The sequence below is a fragment of the Methylobacterium sp. E-025 genome, assembly GCF_022829705.1.
In the GTDB taxonomy this organism is placed as follows: Bacteria; Pseudomonadota; Alphaproteobacteria; order Rhizobiales; family Beijerinckiaceae; genus Methylobacterium.
Map to the genome: position 1 here is coordinate 12,649 of NZ_JAKSYR010000179.1, position 14,011 is coordinate 26,659.

Annotated in this window: 12 protein-coding genes; 6 read left to right on the plus strand and 6 right to left on the minus strand. The window is 71.7% G+C overall.

Annotated features, from left to right (window positions below):
* Positions 1–25: 25 nt before the first annotated feature.
* Complete coding sequence (locus MKK64_RS25660; protein ID WP_243938444.1) at positions 26–2,269, minus strand: TonB-dependent siderophore receptor; 2,244 nt, start codon at positions 2,267–2,269, stop codon at positions 26–28.
* A 257-nt stretch (positions 2,270–2,526) separates the two neighbouring features.
* A complete protein-coding gene (locus MKK64_RS25665) occupies positions 2,527–3,723 on the minus strand; it encodes an alpha/beta hydrolase (RefSeq protein WP_243938446.1) in 1,197 nt (398 codons plus the stop codon).
* A 340-nt stretch (positions 3,724–4,063) separates the two neighbouring features.
* On the opposite strand from MKK64_RS25665, the gene MKK64_RS25670 reads away from it, so the two are divergent.
* Positions 4,064–4,225 carry a hypothetical protein gene (locus MKK64_RS25670; protein ID WP_187274950.1) on the plus strand — a complete coding sequence of 54 codons (162 nt, stop codon included), beginning with the start codon at positions 4,064–4,066 and terminating at the stop codon, positions 4,223–4,225.
* Between the two features lie 22 nt (positions 4,226–4,247).
* Here MKK64_RS25670 and MKK64_RS25675 read toward each other — a convergent pair whose 3' ends face one another.
* On the minus strand, positions 4,248–4,766 hold the full coding sequence (locus MKK64_RS25675; RefSeq protein ID WP_243938448.1) for a winged helix-turn-helix domain-containing protein: 519 nt from the start codon (positions 4,764–4,766) through the stop codon (positions 4,248–4,250).
* Between the two features lie 161 nt (positions 4,767–4,927).
* Complete coding sequence (locus MKK64_RS25680; protein WP_243938450.1) at positions 4,928–6,067, minus strand: replication protein RepA; 1,140 nt, start codon at positions 6,065–6,067, stop codon at positions 4,928–4,930.
* Positions 6,068–6,870: 803 nt separating this feature from the next.
* Here MKK64_RS25680 and mazG point away from each other — a divergent pair.
* Positions 6,871–7,695 carry a nucleoside triphosphate pyrophosphohydrolase gene (gene mazG / locus MKK64_RS25685; protein ID WP_243938452.1) on the plus strand — a complete coding sequence of 275 codons (825 nt, stop codon included), beginning with the start codon at positions 6,871–6,873 and terminating at the stop codon, positions 7,693–7,695.
* A 121-nt stretch (positions 7,696–7,816) separates the two neighbouring features.
* On the opposite strand, the gene rimO is transcribed toward mazG, so the two are convergent.
* Positions 7,817–9,172, minus strand: a complete 1,356-nt coding sequence (gene rimO, locus MKK64_RS25690; RefSeq protein ID WP_243938454.1) for a 30S ribosomal protein S12 methylthiotransferase RimO — start codon at positions 9,170–9,172, stop codon at positions 7,817–7,819.
* Between the two features lie 301 nt (positions 9,173–9,473).
* On the opposite strand from rimO, the gene pabB reads away from it, so the two are divergent.
* From pabB to MKK64_RS25710, 4 genes are all read left to right on the plus strand, one after another.
* Positions 9,474–10,883: an aminodeoxychorismate synthase component I gene (gene pabB, locus MKK64_RS25695; protein ID WP_243938455.1), complete on the plus strand. Its 1,410-nt coding sequence runs from the start codon at positions 9,474–9,476 to the stop codon at positions 10,881–10,883.
* A 145-nt stretch (positions 10,884–11,028) separates the two neighbouring features.
* Positions 11,029–11,649 carry an anthranilate synthase component II gene (locus MKK64_RS25700; RefSeq protein WP_243938457.1) on the plus strand — a complete coding sequence of 207 codons (621 nt, stop codon included), beginning with the start codon at positions 11,029–11,031 and terminating at the stop codon, positions 11,647–11,649.
* Positions 11,636–12,487, plus strand: coding sequence for an aminotransferase class IV (locus MKK64_RS25705; RefSeq protein WP_243938459.1), 852 nt, complete (start codon positions 11,636–11,638; stop codon positions 12,485–12,487). The genes MKK64_RS25700 and MKK64_RS25705 overlap by 14 nt, the downstream gene beginning before the upstream one ends.
* Positions 12,484–12,936, plus strand: a complete 453-nt coding sequence (locus tag MKK64_RS25710) for a DoxX family protein (protein ID WP_147860185.1) — start codon at positions 12,484–12,486, stop codon at positions 12,934–12,936. The genes MKK64_RS25705 and MKK64_RS25710 overlap by 4 nt, the downstream gene beginning before the upstream one ends.
* 164 nt (positions 12,937–13,100) lie before the next feature.
* Here MKK64_RS25710 and MKK64_RS25715 read toward each other — a convergent pair whose 3' ends face one another.
* Positions 13,101–13,868, minus strand: a complete 768-nt coding sequence (locus tag MKK64_RS25715) for an invasion associated locus B family protein (protein WP_147860186.1) — start codon at positions 13,866–13,868, stop codon at positions 13,101–13,103.
* Between the last annotated feature and the right edge of the window lie 143 nt (positions 13,869–14,011).

Genomic DNA, 14,011 nt, shown 5'->3' on the forward strand with positions numbered 1-14,011 from the left:
GTGGCGCGCGCCGCCCGCGGGAGGCTCACCACTTGTAGCTCAGGCTCGCGGTGATGCGACGGGCCTCGCCGTAGAAGCAGGCCGCCGTCGACTGGCAGGCCGAGACGTAGCGCTTGTCGGCGATGTTCTGAGCGTTCACCGCGAAGCGCCAGTTGTCGCGGGTGTAGTGCACCACCGCGTCGAACAGCACCCGCTCGGGCACCGTCAGGGTGTTGGCGGTGTCCGCGAACGAGCGCCCGACGTAGCGCGCGCCGCCGCCGAAGCCGAAGCCGCGCCACTCGCCCCCCGGGATCGTGTAGTCGGCGAACACGGTGGCCAGCGTCTCCGGGGTCGCGGTCGGCGCCCGGCCGATCACCCCGACGTCGCCGCGGGTGACCTCGATGTTGAAGGTCGTGAACGAGGCCGTGACGTTGAGGTCGCGGGTGAGGTTGGCCACGAACTGCGCCTCGAAGCCGCGCGAGCGCGTCTCGCCGAGCTGGAGCTGGTTGAGGTTGTTGCTCGGGTCGATCGTCAGCGAGTTGGCCAGGGTCAGATCGAAGGCGGCCAGCGTCAGGAAGGCGTCGTAGCCCGGCGGCTGGTACTTCACGCCGACCTCGTACTGGTCGCCGGTGGTCGGCTTGAACGGCTGGCTGAAGAAGTTCGTCCCGATCTGCGGGTTGAAGAAGCTCGCGTAGGAGACGTAGGGCGCCAGGCCGAAATCGAAGTTGTAGATCAGGCCGTAGCGCTGGGTGCCGGCGTTGGCGGTCTGGCGCGTGACGGTGCTGGCCAGCAGGTTGTTGACCTCGTTCGAGGTGAAGTCGCCGCGGCCGGAAAGCACCAGGGTCAGCTCGGGCGTGAGCTTGATCTGGTCCTGCGCGTAGAGACCGACCTGCTGGAAGACGTCGTAGTTGACCAGGTAGGGCGCCGCCGCCACGGTCGGCGAGCCGTAGTTCGGCGCCAGCAGGTTGAAGTTCGCGACCGCCGGGCCGACGAAGCCGCCCGTCGCCTGGTTGTCGTTCAGCTGCACGTTCTTGTAGTCGAGCCCGACCAGGAAGGTGTGCCGGAACAAGCCGTCGTCGAACCGGGCGACCGCGTTGTTGTCGACGTTGAACGCGCCGATCCGCGAGGTGGCGCGGAAGCGGTAGCGCGCCAGCTGCGTCTGCAGCGGGTCGGCGTAGCCGTTGATGCTGAACGAGTTGTCGTAGGACTCGCTGTACGCATAGCGCAGGTTCTGCCGGAACGTCCACGTGTCGTCGAAGACGTGCTCGAACTCGTAGCCGAGGCTGTACTGCGTCCGGCGATAGACGTTGTTGTCCTTGTCCTGGACGTTGTAGCTGCGCGGGATGCGCGCGCCGAACACGTCCGGGCGCGCCGTGCCCTGGTAGGGCAGGAAGGCGTTGATGCGGCCGGTGTCGTCGTATTGCAGGCTCGTCAGCACGGTGAGCGTGGTGGCGCCGTCCGGCTTGTAGGTGAAGCTCGGCGCGATGTAGCCGCGGTTCTCGTCGAGGCCGTCGACCTGCGTGCCGCCCTGCCGGCCGATGCCGGTCAAGCGGTAGAACCAGTGGCCCTCGGTGTCGGCCGGGCCGCCGAAATCGAAGGCGAGGTACTTCTGGCCGAACGAGCCGCCGCCGACCTCGACGTAGTTCAACGGCTCGAGCGGGGGCTTCTTGCTGATGATGTTGATCAGGCCGCCGGGGCCGCCCTGGCCGAACAGCACGGCGGCGGGGCCGCGCAGCACGTCGACGCGCTCGACCCCGAACGGATCGACCTTGTAGGAGGCGAAGCCGTAGTTGAACAGCTGCAGCCCGTCCCGGTACAGGCCGGTGTCGCTCGCGGTGAAGCCGCGGATCTGGAAGAAGTCGACCCGCGAATCCGGGCCGAAGGCGTTGCCGAACACGCCGGCCGAATAATTGATGATCTCGCCGATCTGCTGGGGCTTGATCGCGTCGAGCTGCTGCCGGCCGATCACGCTGACCGATTGCGGCGTCTCGATCAGCGGCGTGTCGGTCTTGGTCGAGGTCAGCGTGCGCTTGGCGACGTAGCCGTCGATCGGCCCGCGCGGATCCTCGCGCGGGACCACGACGCGCGCCGCCGTGCCGTCGCGCGACTCGACGGTCAGTTCCTCCAGGCGCACGCTGCCCTGCGCCGAGGGCTCGCCGACGCCGCGGCGCGGCGCGGTCGCCTCCTGCGCGGACGAGGGCAGGACGAACGGCGCCAGCGCGATCAGCGAGGCGCCGGCCAGCACGAGGCGACGCGGGTTCGGGGTGGGGCGGGGGGCGGGACGACGCATGGGACTGAAGGGCCTTGCCAGGATGCGGACAGCAGGGGACGATCGCTGCGAAAACGGCTTCGCGACGTTGTTTGGAATGATGCTAAACTGATGTTATTACTAGCTTTTCGGGGTCTTCGTTACGGCCGGGCCGGATCGCGCACAAGGCCTCGGCGGACGGATGCGCCCGCCCTGTGGCCTGCAAGCCACGGTTGATACCGCCATCCCGGCCACGGCGCTCCGCGTGCCCTGCCCTGCTCTTCTCTGCCCGGGCGGCCTCAGCGCGGGCGCGCGGCGATCCAGCCGATCACCGCGTCGGCGACCTGGTCGCTGTTCTTTTCCAGCATCATCATGTGGCCGTTGCCGCGCAGGCCCTGGTCGACGAGCTTGAGGCTGTCGGGCCTGGCACCGGCCTGGGCGAGGAAGGCGGTGGTGCAGTCGTCGACCGGGGTGCGGAACGAGGCTTCGGCGGTCACGATCACCGCCGGCACGCGGGCGAGGTTCGGGAGCCGGCGCACCGGCTCGCCCTGGAGCCAGCAGCGGATCCGCCCCTCGGCCGCCGGGGCCTTGGCCTGCATCACCACGAGATCCTCGGGCGACGTCACCGGCGGGTCGAAGGTCAGCGGCACGCGGGTGATGCCGTAGGCGCGGGCGCGCCCGTCGCCCGCCTTCTCGTAGAAGTCCTTGCCGCCGCGCAGGCGCACGTCGAAGAAGGGCGGCCCGTTCGGCTCGATCGCGACGTGGGCCTTCACGAGGTCGGGCCGCGCATCCGAGACCGCCCAGCCGAACAGCCCGGCCTGCCCGTGGGTGACCAGCACCGCCGGCCCGATCTTGTCCAGCAGCGCGATCAGCGCCGGGTCGACCAGCTCCTCGGTCTGCTGCGCGCCGGCGAGGTAGGGCACCTGGCTGGCGAAGAACTGGTCGAAGGCGGCGTTCCCCTGCACGCCGGGGCCGCCCGGCCACTGGGTGTGGAGCTTGGCCTGCGGGAACAGGTCGTAGAGCTCCTGGGCGGTGTAGGTCTCCTCCAGGGCGCGGGTCGAGAACCGGGCGTAGGGCCCGTAGACTTCCGGGTTGGTGCCGGACCGGCCGCGGCCGACCTGGTCGACGATGTAGACCGCGAACCCCTTCTCGACGAAGCGCTGGGCCCAGCCGGGCCGGCCGTCCGGCGTCCCGAGGAAGTTGACCCCGGTCTGCGAGATGCCGTGGACCATCACCACCGGCCAGGGCTGCGTGACGGTGGCCGGCCGCCGCGACTGCACGAACATCTGGCCGACCATCACGGTCTTGTCGGCGACGCGCTCGTAGCGGCCGCCGATGTAGAAGTAGCTCGCCACCGTCAGGGGGCCTTGGGCGCGGGCGTCCGCGGCGGCGGACGGCCCGGGCTGCACCCCGGCGACGGCGAGCCCCACGGCGACGAGACCCGCGCCGAGCCGCTTGCGCACGCCGCGCCCCGAAAAGCCCCGCCTGGCGATCATGCCGTCCTCCCGCCGAGGCCCTGCCCTCCGCCGGGCGGCTTATCGCGGGATTTGCGGCGATGGGCCAGCCGTCCGCGGCCGCATCCGGCCCGGAGCGGCCGCGAAACCCGCACCGCGGAAGCCCGGTTTGGGCGCTGTCGGGTCGGACGGATCGGCGAACCGAAGAAATTCTTCACGGTTTCTCCATCGATCATGCGTTCGATGCAGCATTCGCGTGCGGAGACGCACGAGACCCGAGCCGGGCACATGACTGCCACCGCGTGCGGCCCGGTGGTGCCCGCCGGGCACGAGGCCCAGATTCAGGGGCATCGCAACCGCACCCGCTTCAGGACCTTTCGCCGTGGACGTCTCGACCGCCAAGACCCTCGTCTCCGCCGTGCTGGTCTGCGCCATCGTGCTGTTCAGCGGCATCTCGCTGCGGATGTTCGTGCTGGAGGTCGGCCGGGATCTCCGCAGCGCGCGGGCGCAGCGCGTGACCGCCGGCAACGACCGCCGCGACTAGGCGCCCTTCCGCCGGATCCGCCTCAGCCCCGATCCAGATCGAGCGCCGGCGCGTAGACCGCGTCGCCGAGCCGCCGCAGCGGCCCGTGCGGGCCCGCGCGCTTCCACAGCCGCGTGTTCAGCGCCGCGACCGGATCCTGGCCGGGGACGGCGAACCCTTCCGCGACGAGCGCCTCCAGGATCTCGCCCGCATGCATCGGCCGGCTGGCGCGCACGAGGATGCCGCAGGCGGCCTCGACCAGGGCGCGGCCGTAGCGGCGCGCGCCGACGGGATCGACCTCGAACGCGACGGGCACCCGCTCCGGCGATGGCTCGGGAGCGGGAGGCTCGGCCCGGAGGGCGGCGCCGGTGGCGCGCGGTGCGGCGGGCTCCGGCGGGACGTGATCCTCGGGCGCCTCGATCGCCCGAGATGGCTCGCCCCCGCGCAGGCGACGGCCGAGCTCGAGGTAGAGGACGTGATCGGCGATCTCGCGCTCGAGGGCGTCGCGCTGGCGCCGCAGGCTCGCGAGCCGCGCCTCGATTCCCGCTTCCGACAATCCCATGATGGGCCCGCATCTTCCCTGATTCTCAGGTAGGGAATATCAGGAATCGCGCTTAAACGGAAGATTGTTTTGCCTCGGAATTTTGCTCCGCTGAGGGAATGGAGGTAACGTTCCCTGGACGCGTACTAAGGGAATAGATCAGTCAGGCGATGCCAGTTCCCTCAGGCTGCCGCGTCCTTCCCTGCCGACGCCTTCCGTATTCCCTTGCGCGGCGGGACGAGGAGCATGCCGGGATCGGCCGGCTGCAAGGTCATGCCGCCGTCGTCCAGCGCGATCGGCAGCTTCGGGAAGACCTCGCACAGGTGGGCGATGTCGGTCTTGAACGCCTGCCGGAAGCTGCGGATGCAGGCGTTCTCGGCGCCGAACTGGCCGTGCAGGTTGGTCCAGGTGAGCCTCAGGGGCCGCTGCAGGGCGCGCAGGCGGTAGCCGACCCAGAACAGCAGGTCGAGCTTGCGCGCCGAGCCCGAGAAGGCCCGCGCCGCCCGGATGTCGACGGGCAGGGCGTGCCGGATCAGGTTGTCGTAGAAATCCTGGTGGAACTGCACGGTGCGGGACCAGGCCGCGCCCTCCCCCTCCCTCGCCCCCTCCCTCATCCCATCCTTGGCCCCGTCCCGGGCCGTGGGCCGCCACAGGTCGAGGCTGCGGAACGGCGGCACGTTGAGGGTGCTGGCCTGGTCGTGCCCGTCCCACAGGCCGATCTGCATCGAGCAGGCGGCGAGGCGGTTGAGCTGTTCCTTGAACTGCCGGATCGTGCCGCGCTCGCCGCCGGTGACGGCAAAACCCATCTCGCGCATGAAGCCGGAGAGGGAATCGGCGACCGCGATGGTCGGGCTGCGCTGGCGCACGGCCTCGGTGCAGAGGTGGAGCAGCACGAGCCGCGCCTTCGGGCCGTAGGGCAGGCCCTGCGGCTCCATCTCGCCGGTGATCGGGCTCTTCAGCCGGCCGGCGACGAGGTTCAGCGAGTTGCGGCCGTAATCGCGCGAGAATTCCCGCACCGGCCCGGGATCGCGGTAGGGCAGGCCGCAGAGCGCGAGCACCGAATGGATGTGCTGGAGGTTCTCCGGCACGGTCGGCTGGTTCTCGATCACCTCGCGCACGGCGTCGCGCCGGCGCTGGTCCCGCCCCATCCCGGCCCGCCGGCCGGCGACCGCGCCCTTGGCCGAGGCCTCCGCGTCGCGGACCTGCTGCCGGTGCAGGATGTGCTCGACGATCTGGGCGAACAGGAAGCCGCCACGCGCCGCCTCGACCTCCGCGCGGAGGTCGGCGTCGCGAATGCCGGCCAGTCTGTCCTCGATCCCCATGCCCGTTCCGAAACTCCGCGACCGCGCTGCGCGGACCATCCCTGCCCGGGCCGCACCTGCAAGCGCCCGATCCCGCGGCCGCATTGGGCCGGGGCACGATGGTCATGACACGATTTGCCGGCCCGGAGTCCCCGGGGGCGGGCGGGTTATCCCGGCTATCCACGCTTCCCCTCCCCCCAAGGTTTCGCGGGCGGCGTCCCCCAGGGGTTCGCGGGCGGCGTCCGATGCGTGGGGGTGGGTCGATGCGCGCCGCGCAGAGTTCGATGCGGGGTCGCGACCGCCGGCCGGCCACGCAGAGTTCGATACGCGCAGGGGCCGCCGACTTGTCCCCATTCCCCACCGCCCTTGGCGTGAAATCACGCCGAATCGCATGCGGATCCACGCAGACTCCGATGCGGCCTCCCGGGAATCCCACGCAGACTTCGATGCGATCCCACGCAGAGTCGGATGCGGACCCACGCAGAGTCGGATGCGAGAACCCCCACCAAGCCATTGTCGAGGATAGGGTTTTCGGCGCCCCATATAACCTTCAGAACAGACTCTCTGAGAATCCTTTCTGATAGATTTCCTAGGCCTCCTGCGGTGTCGTTCGCTTTGGCGAACACCCCGAAACCCTCAGAATGTCCACTTGGAACATAGGGAATATGCCGCTTTTGTCCCCAAAGGCGCGCCGGAAGCGCGGAGCCGGACCGGGAGCGGCGGCGTGCGCCGCGAGGCTCGCGCAGGTGATTTCGCGGCCGTGCCGGTCTACCCCTGCGGCCGGTGGGCGTCGGGCAGGCCGACCCCGTGAGGAGCCGTGACGCATGGCCGAAGCGCCGCTCGATGCCTTGAGGCGGGTGATGGCCGCGCTGCGCGATCCGAACCGCGGATGCGCCTGGGACGTCGCCCAGACTTCGGCGAGCATCGCGCCCTACGCCCTCGAGGAGGCCTACGAGGTCGTCGACGCGATCGCGCGCGGCGATCTCGGCGACCTGCGCGAGGAGCTCGGCGACCTGCTGCTGCAGGTGGTGTTCCACGCCCGGATGGCCGAGGAGGCCGGCGCCTTCGATCTCGACGACGTCGCGCGCACGATCGTGGCGAAGCTGGTGCGGCGGCACCCGCACGTGTTCGAGCCCGACGGGACCCTGCTCCCGGCCGGCAGCCCGCGCCGCGACGCGCGCGCGGTCGAGGCGCAGTGGCAGGCGATCAAGGCCGCCGAGCGCGCCGCCAAGCCGTCCCGCGCCCCGGCGGGACCGCTCGACGGCGTCGCCCGGACGCTTCCGGCCCTGACCCGGGCCGAGAAGATCTCGCGGCGGGCGGCCGGCTACGGCTTCGATTGGGCGGATGCGGCGGACGTGGTCGCCAAGGTCCGCGAGGAGGCCGACGAGGTCGCCGAGGCGCTCGCCGGCGACGACGGGCAGGCCGTGGCCGAGGAGATCGGCGACCTGCTGTTCTCGGTGGCCAACCTCGCCCGGCACGCCGGGATCGACCCGGAGGCGGCGCTCAGGGCCGGCAACGACAAGTTCGTGCGCCGCTTCACCGCGATGGCCGCCCGGCTCGAGGCCGCGGGCGGGACGCTGTCGGATGCCGACCTCGCCGCGATGGAGGCGGCCTGGGCCGCGGTCAAGCGAACCGAGCGCGAGGCCTGATCGCGGATTTGAGATTCCAAAGGGATCATCCCTTTGGTGGGTGTCGGGCGGAGCCCGACGAATAGGCACCAGGGCTTCGCCCTGGACCCACGAAAGGGATGATCCCTTTCGAAACCCGCTCTCAGACCACGCTGCCGCGCAGGTCGTAGGCGTCGGCCGCCTCGATCCTCACGGTGACGATGTCGCCCTGGCGCACCGGCCGGCGGCTGGCGACGTGGACGGTGCCGTCGATCTCGGGCGCGTCGTATTTCGAGCGGCCCTTGATGCCGTCGGCCCCCACCGTGTCGACGATCACGGGCAGGCGCTTGCCGATGCGCGCCTTCTGCAGGCGCAGCGAGACCTGCTGCTGCGCTTCCATGAAGCGGCGCTTGCGCTCGGCCTGCAGTTCCGGCGGCACCGCCGCGCCGACGGAATTGGCGAGCGCGCCCGTCACCGGCTCGTAGGTGAAGCAGCCGACGCGCTCGAGCTTGGCTTGCCCGATCCAGTCGAGCAGCTCCGAGAACTCGGCCTCGGTCTCGCCGGGGAAGCCGACGATGAAGGTCGAGCGGATGGCGAGGTCCGGGCAGGTCTCGCGCCAGCGCCGGATGCGCTCGAGCTGGCGCTCCTGGTTGCCCGGGCGGCGCATGCGCTTGAGCACGGTCGGCGAGGCGTGCTGGAGCGGCATGTCGAGGTAGGGAAGGATCTTCCCCTCCGCCATCAGGGGGATCACCTCGTCGACGTGCGGGTAGGGGTAGACGTAGTGCAGCCGGACCCAGGCACCGAGCTCGCCGAGTTCCTTGGCGAGATCGTAGAACTTCGCCCGCACCGCGCGGTCGCGCCACGGGCTTTCGGCGTAGCGCAGGTCGACGCCGTAGGCGCTGGTGTCCTGCGAGACGACGAGCAGCTCCTTCACGCCGGCCTTGACCAGCTTCTCCGCCTCGCGCAGCACGTCGCCGGCGGGGCGGCTGACGAGGTCGCCGCGCAGCGACGGGATGATGCAGAAGGTGCAGCGGTTGTTGCAGCCCTCCGAGATCTTCAGGTAGGCGTAGTGCCGCGGGGTCAGCTTGACGCCCTGCGGCGGCACCAGGTCGAGGAACGGGTCGTGGGCCGGCGGCACCGCCTCGTGGACGGCGGCCACCACCGATTCGTAGGCCTGCGGGCCGGTGACGGCCAGGAGGTTCGGGTACTTGTCGCGGATCTCGTCGGGCTGGGCGCCCATGCAGCCGGTGACGATGACCCGGCCGTTCTCCGCCATCGCCTCGCCGATCGCCGAGAGCGATTCGGCCTTGGCCGAATCGAGGAAGCCGCAGGTGTTGACGATGACTACGTCCGCCCCGTCGTGGCGCCGGGCGAGCTCGTAGCCCTCCGCCCGCAGATGCGTGAGGATCCGCTCGGAATCGACCAGCGCCTTCGGGCAGCCGAGCGAGACGAACGAGATCTTGGGTGCGGCCGAGACCCTTGCGGGCGTCGGATCGGACGGAAGAGCGGATGCGGTCATGCTGCCTTCGTGCGGCGTGGACGCCGCCAGGTCGGACGCCTCGAGAATCCGAGGATGGGGGACATCCCGATCTTCGGGCCCGAATTTTCGTGATGGGGCATCGCTATAGCGGGATCGCGGCGCCCGCGCGAGCCCCGCCGGCGCGCGGCCGAGCGCCGAGTGGGATTGCGTCGGGCGCATCGGTCGCAAAACCCTGCGGCATCGGCTGCGGCTTCCCAGGGGCTACCGCCTGTGCGAGTCCTTCGGACCCACCGACGGGCCGGCACCCGTCGCCCTCGAACCGGACGCGACAGCGCAGGACATGGCGGCGCAACAGATCTGGACCCGGGAGATCCCGTTCGTCGACCCCGTCGCGGCGGCGATGCGGCTGCGCCGCTGGCCCGGCCTCGCCTTCCTCGACAGCGCAATGCGGCACGACACCCTCGGCCGGGTCTCGATCCTGGCGGCCGACCCCTTCGCCCGCTTCCGGTTTCGCGACGGCCGCGCCACGCTGGACGGGCGGCCCGTCCCCGGCGGGCCGATGGCGGCGCTCCGCGCCTGCCTCGCGCCCTACCGGCTCGGCCCGGAGGAGGGGGCCGCGTTCTCCGGCGGCGCGATCGGCTACTGCGCCTACGATCTCGGGCAGGCGCTGGAGCGGGTGGTCCCGCCCGCGCGCCGGGCCGGGCTGACGGACGACGCCGCCTTCGACCTCCACGACGTCGCGCTCACCATCGACCACGGCGCCGGCACCTGCCGCCTCGCCGCCACCGGCTTCCCGGAGACCGAACCGTCGCGGCGCGAGGCCCGCGCGCAGGCGCGGCTCGCCGCCTTCGCCGATCGCCTGAGCGGGGCGACGCCGGAACCGGCCGCCCTGCCCCCGCGCGCTGCCCCGCCGACCTGGCACTCGAACTTCACGCGCGCCCGCTACGAGGCGGCGGTCGACCGGGTGCGGGACTACATCCGGGCCGGCGACATCTACCAGGCCAACATCGCCCAGCGCTTCACCGCCGCCCTGCCCGCGGGCTTCGACCGGTTCGCGTTCTACCGCCGCTTGCGCGAGACCAACCCGGCGACCTTCGGCGCCTATCTCGAGTTCGACGGGCTGACCGTCGCGTCGAGCTCGCCCGAGCGCTTCCTGAAGCTCGAGGGCGGCCAGGTCGAGACTCGGCCGATCAAGGGCACGCTCGCGCGCAGCCCCGACCCGGTCGAAGACGCGGCCCGCGCCGCGCGGCTGCTCGCGGACCCGAAGGAGCGCGCCGAGAACACCATGATCGTCGACCTGCTGCGCAACGACCTGTCCCGGGTCTGCGCGCCGGGCAGCGTGCAGGTGCCGGTGCTGTGCGGGCTGGAATCCTATGCCGGCATCCACCATCTCGTCTCGGTCGTCACGGGCACGTTGCGGGACGGTCTCGACGGCTTCGACCTGCTGGAGAGGACCTTTCCCGGCGGCTCGATCACCGGCGCGCCGAAGCTCAGGGCCATGGACATCATCACCGAGATCGAGGGCGACGCGCGCGAGCTCTATTGCGGGGCCATCGGCCGGATCGGGTTCGACGGGTCGCTCGACACCGCGATCGCGATCCGCACCGTGTTCATGGACGCGACGACCGCGGTGCTCCAGGCCGGCGGCGGCGTCACCCTGCTCTCCGAGCCGGCGGCCGAGTACGACGAGACCCTGACCAAGGCCGCCCGCGTGTTCCAGGCGTTCGAGGCAGAGGCGTTCGAAACATGAGCGCGCCTGCGCGAGCCCGGGCCGGCGCGACGACCGGGGGCCGCACGGGGAGATCCGAGCGGAGGTCGGCGCGCGCGACCGCGCGTCGCCGGCGGCGCGGCCGATGCCTGCGGCCGGCGACGGCCGGGGGCCACCGGGAAACCCCATGATCCTCGTCGTCGACAACTACGACTCGTTCGTCTTCAACGTCGTCCGCTACTTCGAGGAGCTGGGCGAGACGGTGCGCGTGGTGCGCAACGACGCCCTCGACGTGGCCGGCATCCGCGCGCTCGCCCCCGACGCCCTGGTGATCTCGCCGGGGCCGTGCACGCCGGCCGAGGCCGGGATCTCGCTGCCGGCGATCCGCGAGCTCTCGGGTCGGATGCCGATCCTCGGGGTCTGCCTCGGGCACCAGGCGATCGGCGCGGCCTTCGGCGGCACCGTCGAGCGGGCGCGGAAGCCCCTGCACGGGCAGGCGACGCCGGTGGCGCATGGCGGGGAGCGGCTGTTTGCCGGGCTGCCGCCGGCGATGCAGGTCGGGCGCTACCACTCCCTCGTGGTGGCGCCGCAGCCGGCGATGGCGGCCCACCTCACTGTCGACGCGCGCTCGGCCGAGGGCGAGGTGATGGCGCTGTCGCATTGCCGCCATCCGACCTACGGCATCCAGTTCCACCCGGAATCGGTGCTCACCGAGAACGGCCACGCGATCTTCTCGAACTTCCTCGGCCTGGCCCGCGATTGGCGGGAGCGGCCCGCATCCGGGGAGGGCGGCGATGCTGTGGCATGACGGCCGCCTGATCGACGGCACCACCCTGCCCTTCGACCTGACCGATCGCGGCCTGACCCTGGCCGACGGCGTCTTCGACACGGCCCTGGCGCTGGCCGGCCGGGTCGCCTTCGCGGACGCGCACGTCGCCCGCCTCGTCGCCTCGGCCGAAGCGCTGGGCTTCTCCGTGCCCGCCGATGCCGCCCGCACGGCGATGCATGCGCTCGCCGCCACGGGCGATCGCCTGGCGATCCGCACCACCGTCACCCGCGGCATCGGCCCGCGCGGCCTCGCCCCGCCGCCCGATCCGCGCCCGACGCTGTTTGCGACCGCGGCCGTCAGCGACCGCCGGATCGCGTTCGCGCCCCTGCGGCTGTGGCCCACCGCCATCGCCCGGAACGAGACCTCGCCGCTGGCGCGGCTCAAGACCCTTGGCTACGGCGACGCGATCCTCGCGGCGCGGGATGCGCGGGCGGCCGGCTTCGACGAGGCCCTGTTCTGCAACACCCGGCGGCACCTCGCCTGCGCCGGCACCGGCAACGTCTTCGCGCTGTTCGGCGACCGCCTGGTCACGCCGCCGCTCGGCGACGGGGTGCTGGCCGGCATCGTGCGCGCCGTCGTGATCGCCGAGCTCGCGCCCGCCTGCGGGCTCGCCTGCGAGGAACGGTCCGCGACGAGGGCCGAGCTGCGCCGCGCCGACGCGGTGCTCGTCACCAATTCGCTGCGGCTCGTCGCACCGGTCGCGGCGATCGGTGACACCGCCTACGCGACCGACCACCCGGTGCTGATGCGGCTGATCGCGGCCCTGCGCGACCGCGTCGCAGCGGAATGCGGCGTTCCCGCCAGCGTCGTCGCATGACGGGCGGGCGATCGACGGAGACGCCCGGGCGGATCTGGCTGCGGCGCGGGCTGGTCGGCCTCTACGGCCTCGTCGGCGCGGTGCACCTCGCCGCGCCCGACACCTTGATGCCGATCATGCCGGCCTGGGTGCCGGAGCCGCGCCTCGTGATCCTCGGCACGGGGCTCTGCGAGGTCGCGGGCGCGCTGGCGCTGACGCGCCCGGCCCTGCGCCGGGCGGCCGGGATCGGGCTCGCGCTCTACGCGCTCTGCGTCTGGCCGGCCAACATCAAGCAGGCGGTCGAGGGGATCGTGGTGCCGCCGCTGCCGGATTCCTGGTGGTACCACGGCCCCCGGCTGGCCTTCCAACCGGTGCTGATCTGGGCCGGATTGTTTGCCGGTGGCGCGATCGACTGGCCGTTCCGCCGCGCGGCGTCGCGGGCAGCGGGCCGGCGCGCCCCGGGGCGATGATCCCGTGATCCGGTCATGCTGCGATCCCGTGATCATGGGATCTTGTGCCGATCGCATCATGCCGGCACCCCGAAGCGGAAAAGCCCGGCGCTTCGGGGCGCCGGGCTTCTTGCAAAAGTCAATTTGCAGGGGCCGATCCCGACGGCGGGATCGGCGGTCGCGAATCAGGGCTTGGGGGCCGCCGCGGCGCCGGCGCCGGCCGCGCCCGGCTGCTCCAGCTTCTTGCGCATGTCCTCGCTGCGCTTCTCGAGCTCGGCCTGGAGCTTCTTCTGCTGCTCCTCGAGCACCTTCGGGTCCATGGCCGGGCCGTCGAAGGCCTTGCCGAAGCCGGCGAGCGGCACGGCGAAGGTCACCTCGCGCTGGGTCTGGTTCTGCACCGAGACGTTGAGCGTGGTGCCCTTCTTCATCGCGGCGACGACGCCGGCATCGACGCCGCCGGCCTCGGCGAAGCAGCCGTTGGGGAAGCAGACCGCGAACTTGCCGGCGGTGCCCTGCTGGCCGTCGACGGTGAAGCGGATGCCGGGCTGCAGCAGCAGGCCGAGCGGCAGCAGGTAGCGCACCACGCGCACCTCCTGCTTCGTGGCCGGGTTCTTCATCTCGTACACGGCGACCGCGAGGACCGGCTGGCCCTGGTCGGAGACGAAGTCGCGGGTGGTGTAGCAGATGTCGGTGCCCGACCCGCCGTCCTTGCCGCAGACCTTGGTCCAGTCGGCCTGGCTCGGCTCGGACTTCACGGTCACGGTCTGCGGGCCGGTCTGCGCCGCGGTGTTGGCCGCCGGCGTGCTCTGGGCCGGGGCGGGGGCCGCCGGCGCCGGGGCCGCGGGGGCCGGCGTCGCCTTCTTCGGCTGGGCGAGGGCGGGTCCGGCAAGGCCGGCGAGCGCAAGGAACGCGGCGGCGCGCATCAGGAGCGCCGGGCTTTTGGCGAAGGACATCGGCTCAGACCCTTTGAAGTTCGTCGATGAAGAGGACGTCGTCGTGACGGGAAAACGTGATGCGGTGCGGGACGCGGGCGGCCGGTCCGACAGGGCGCCGCGCTGGTCCCGGGCGATCGGGCGGCCTGCATTCCCCGCCGAAT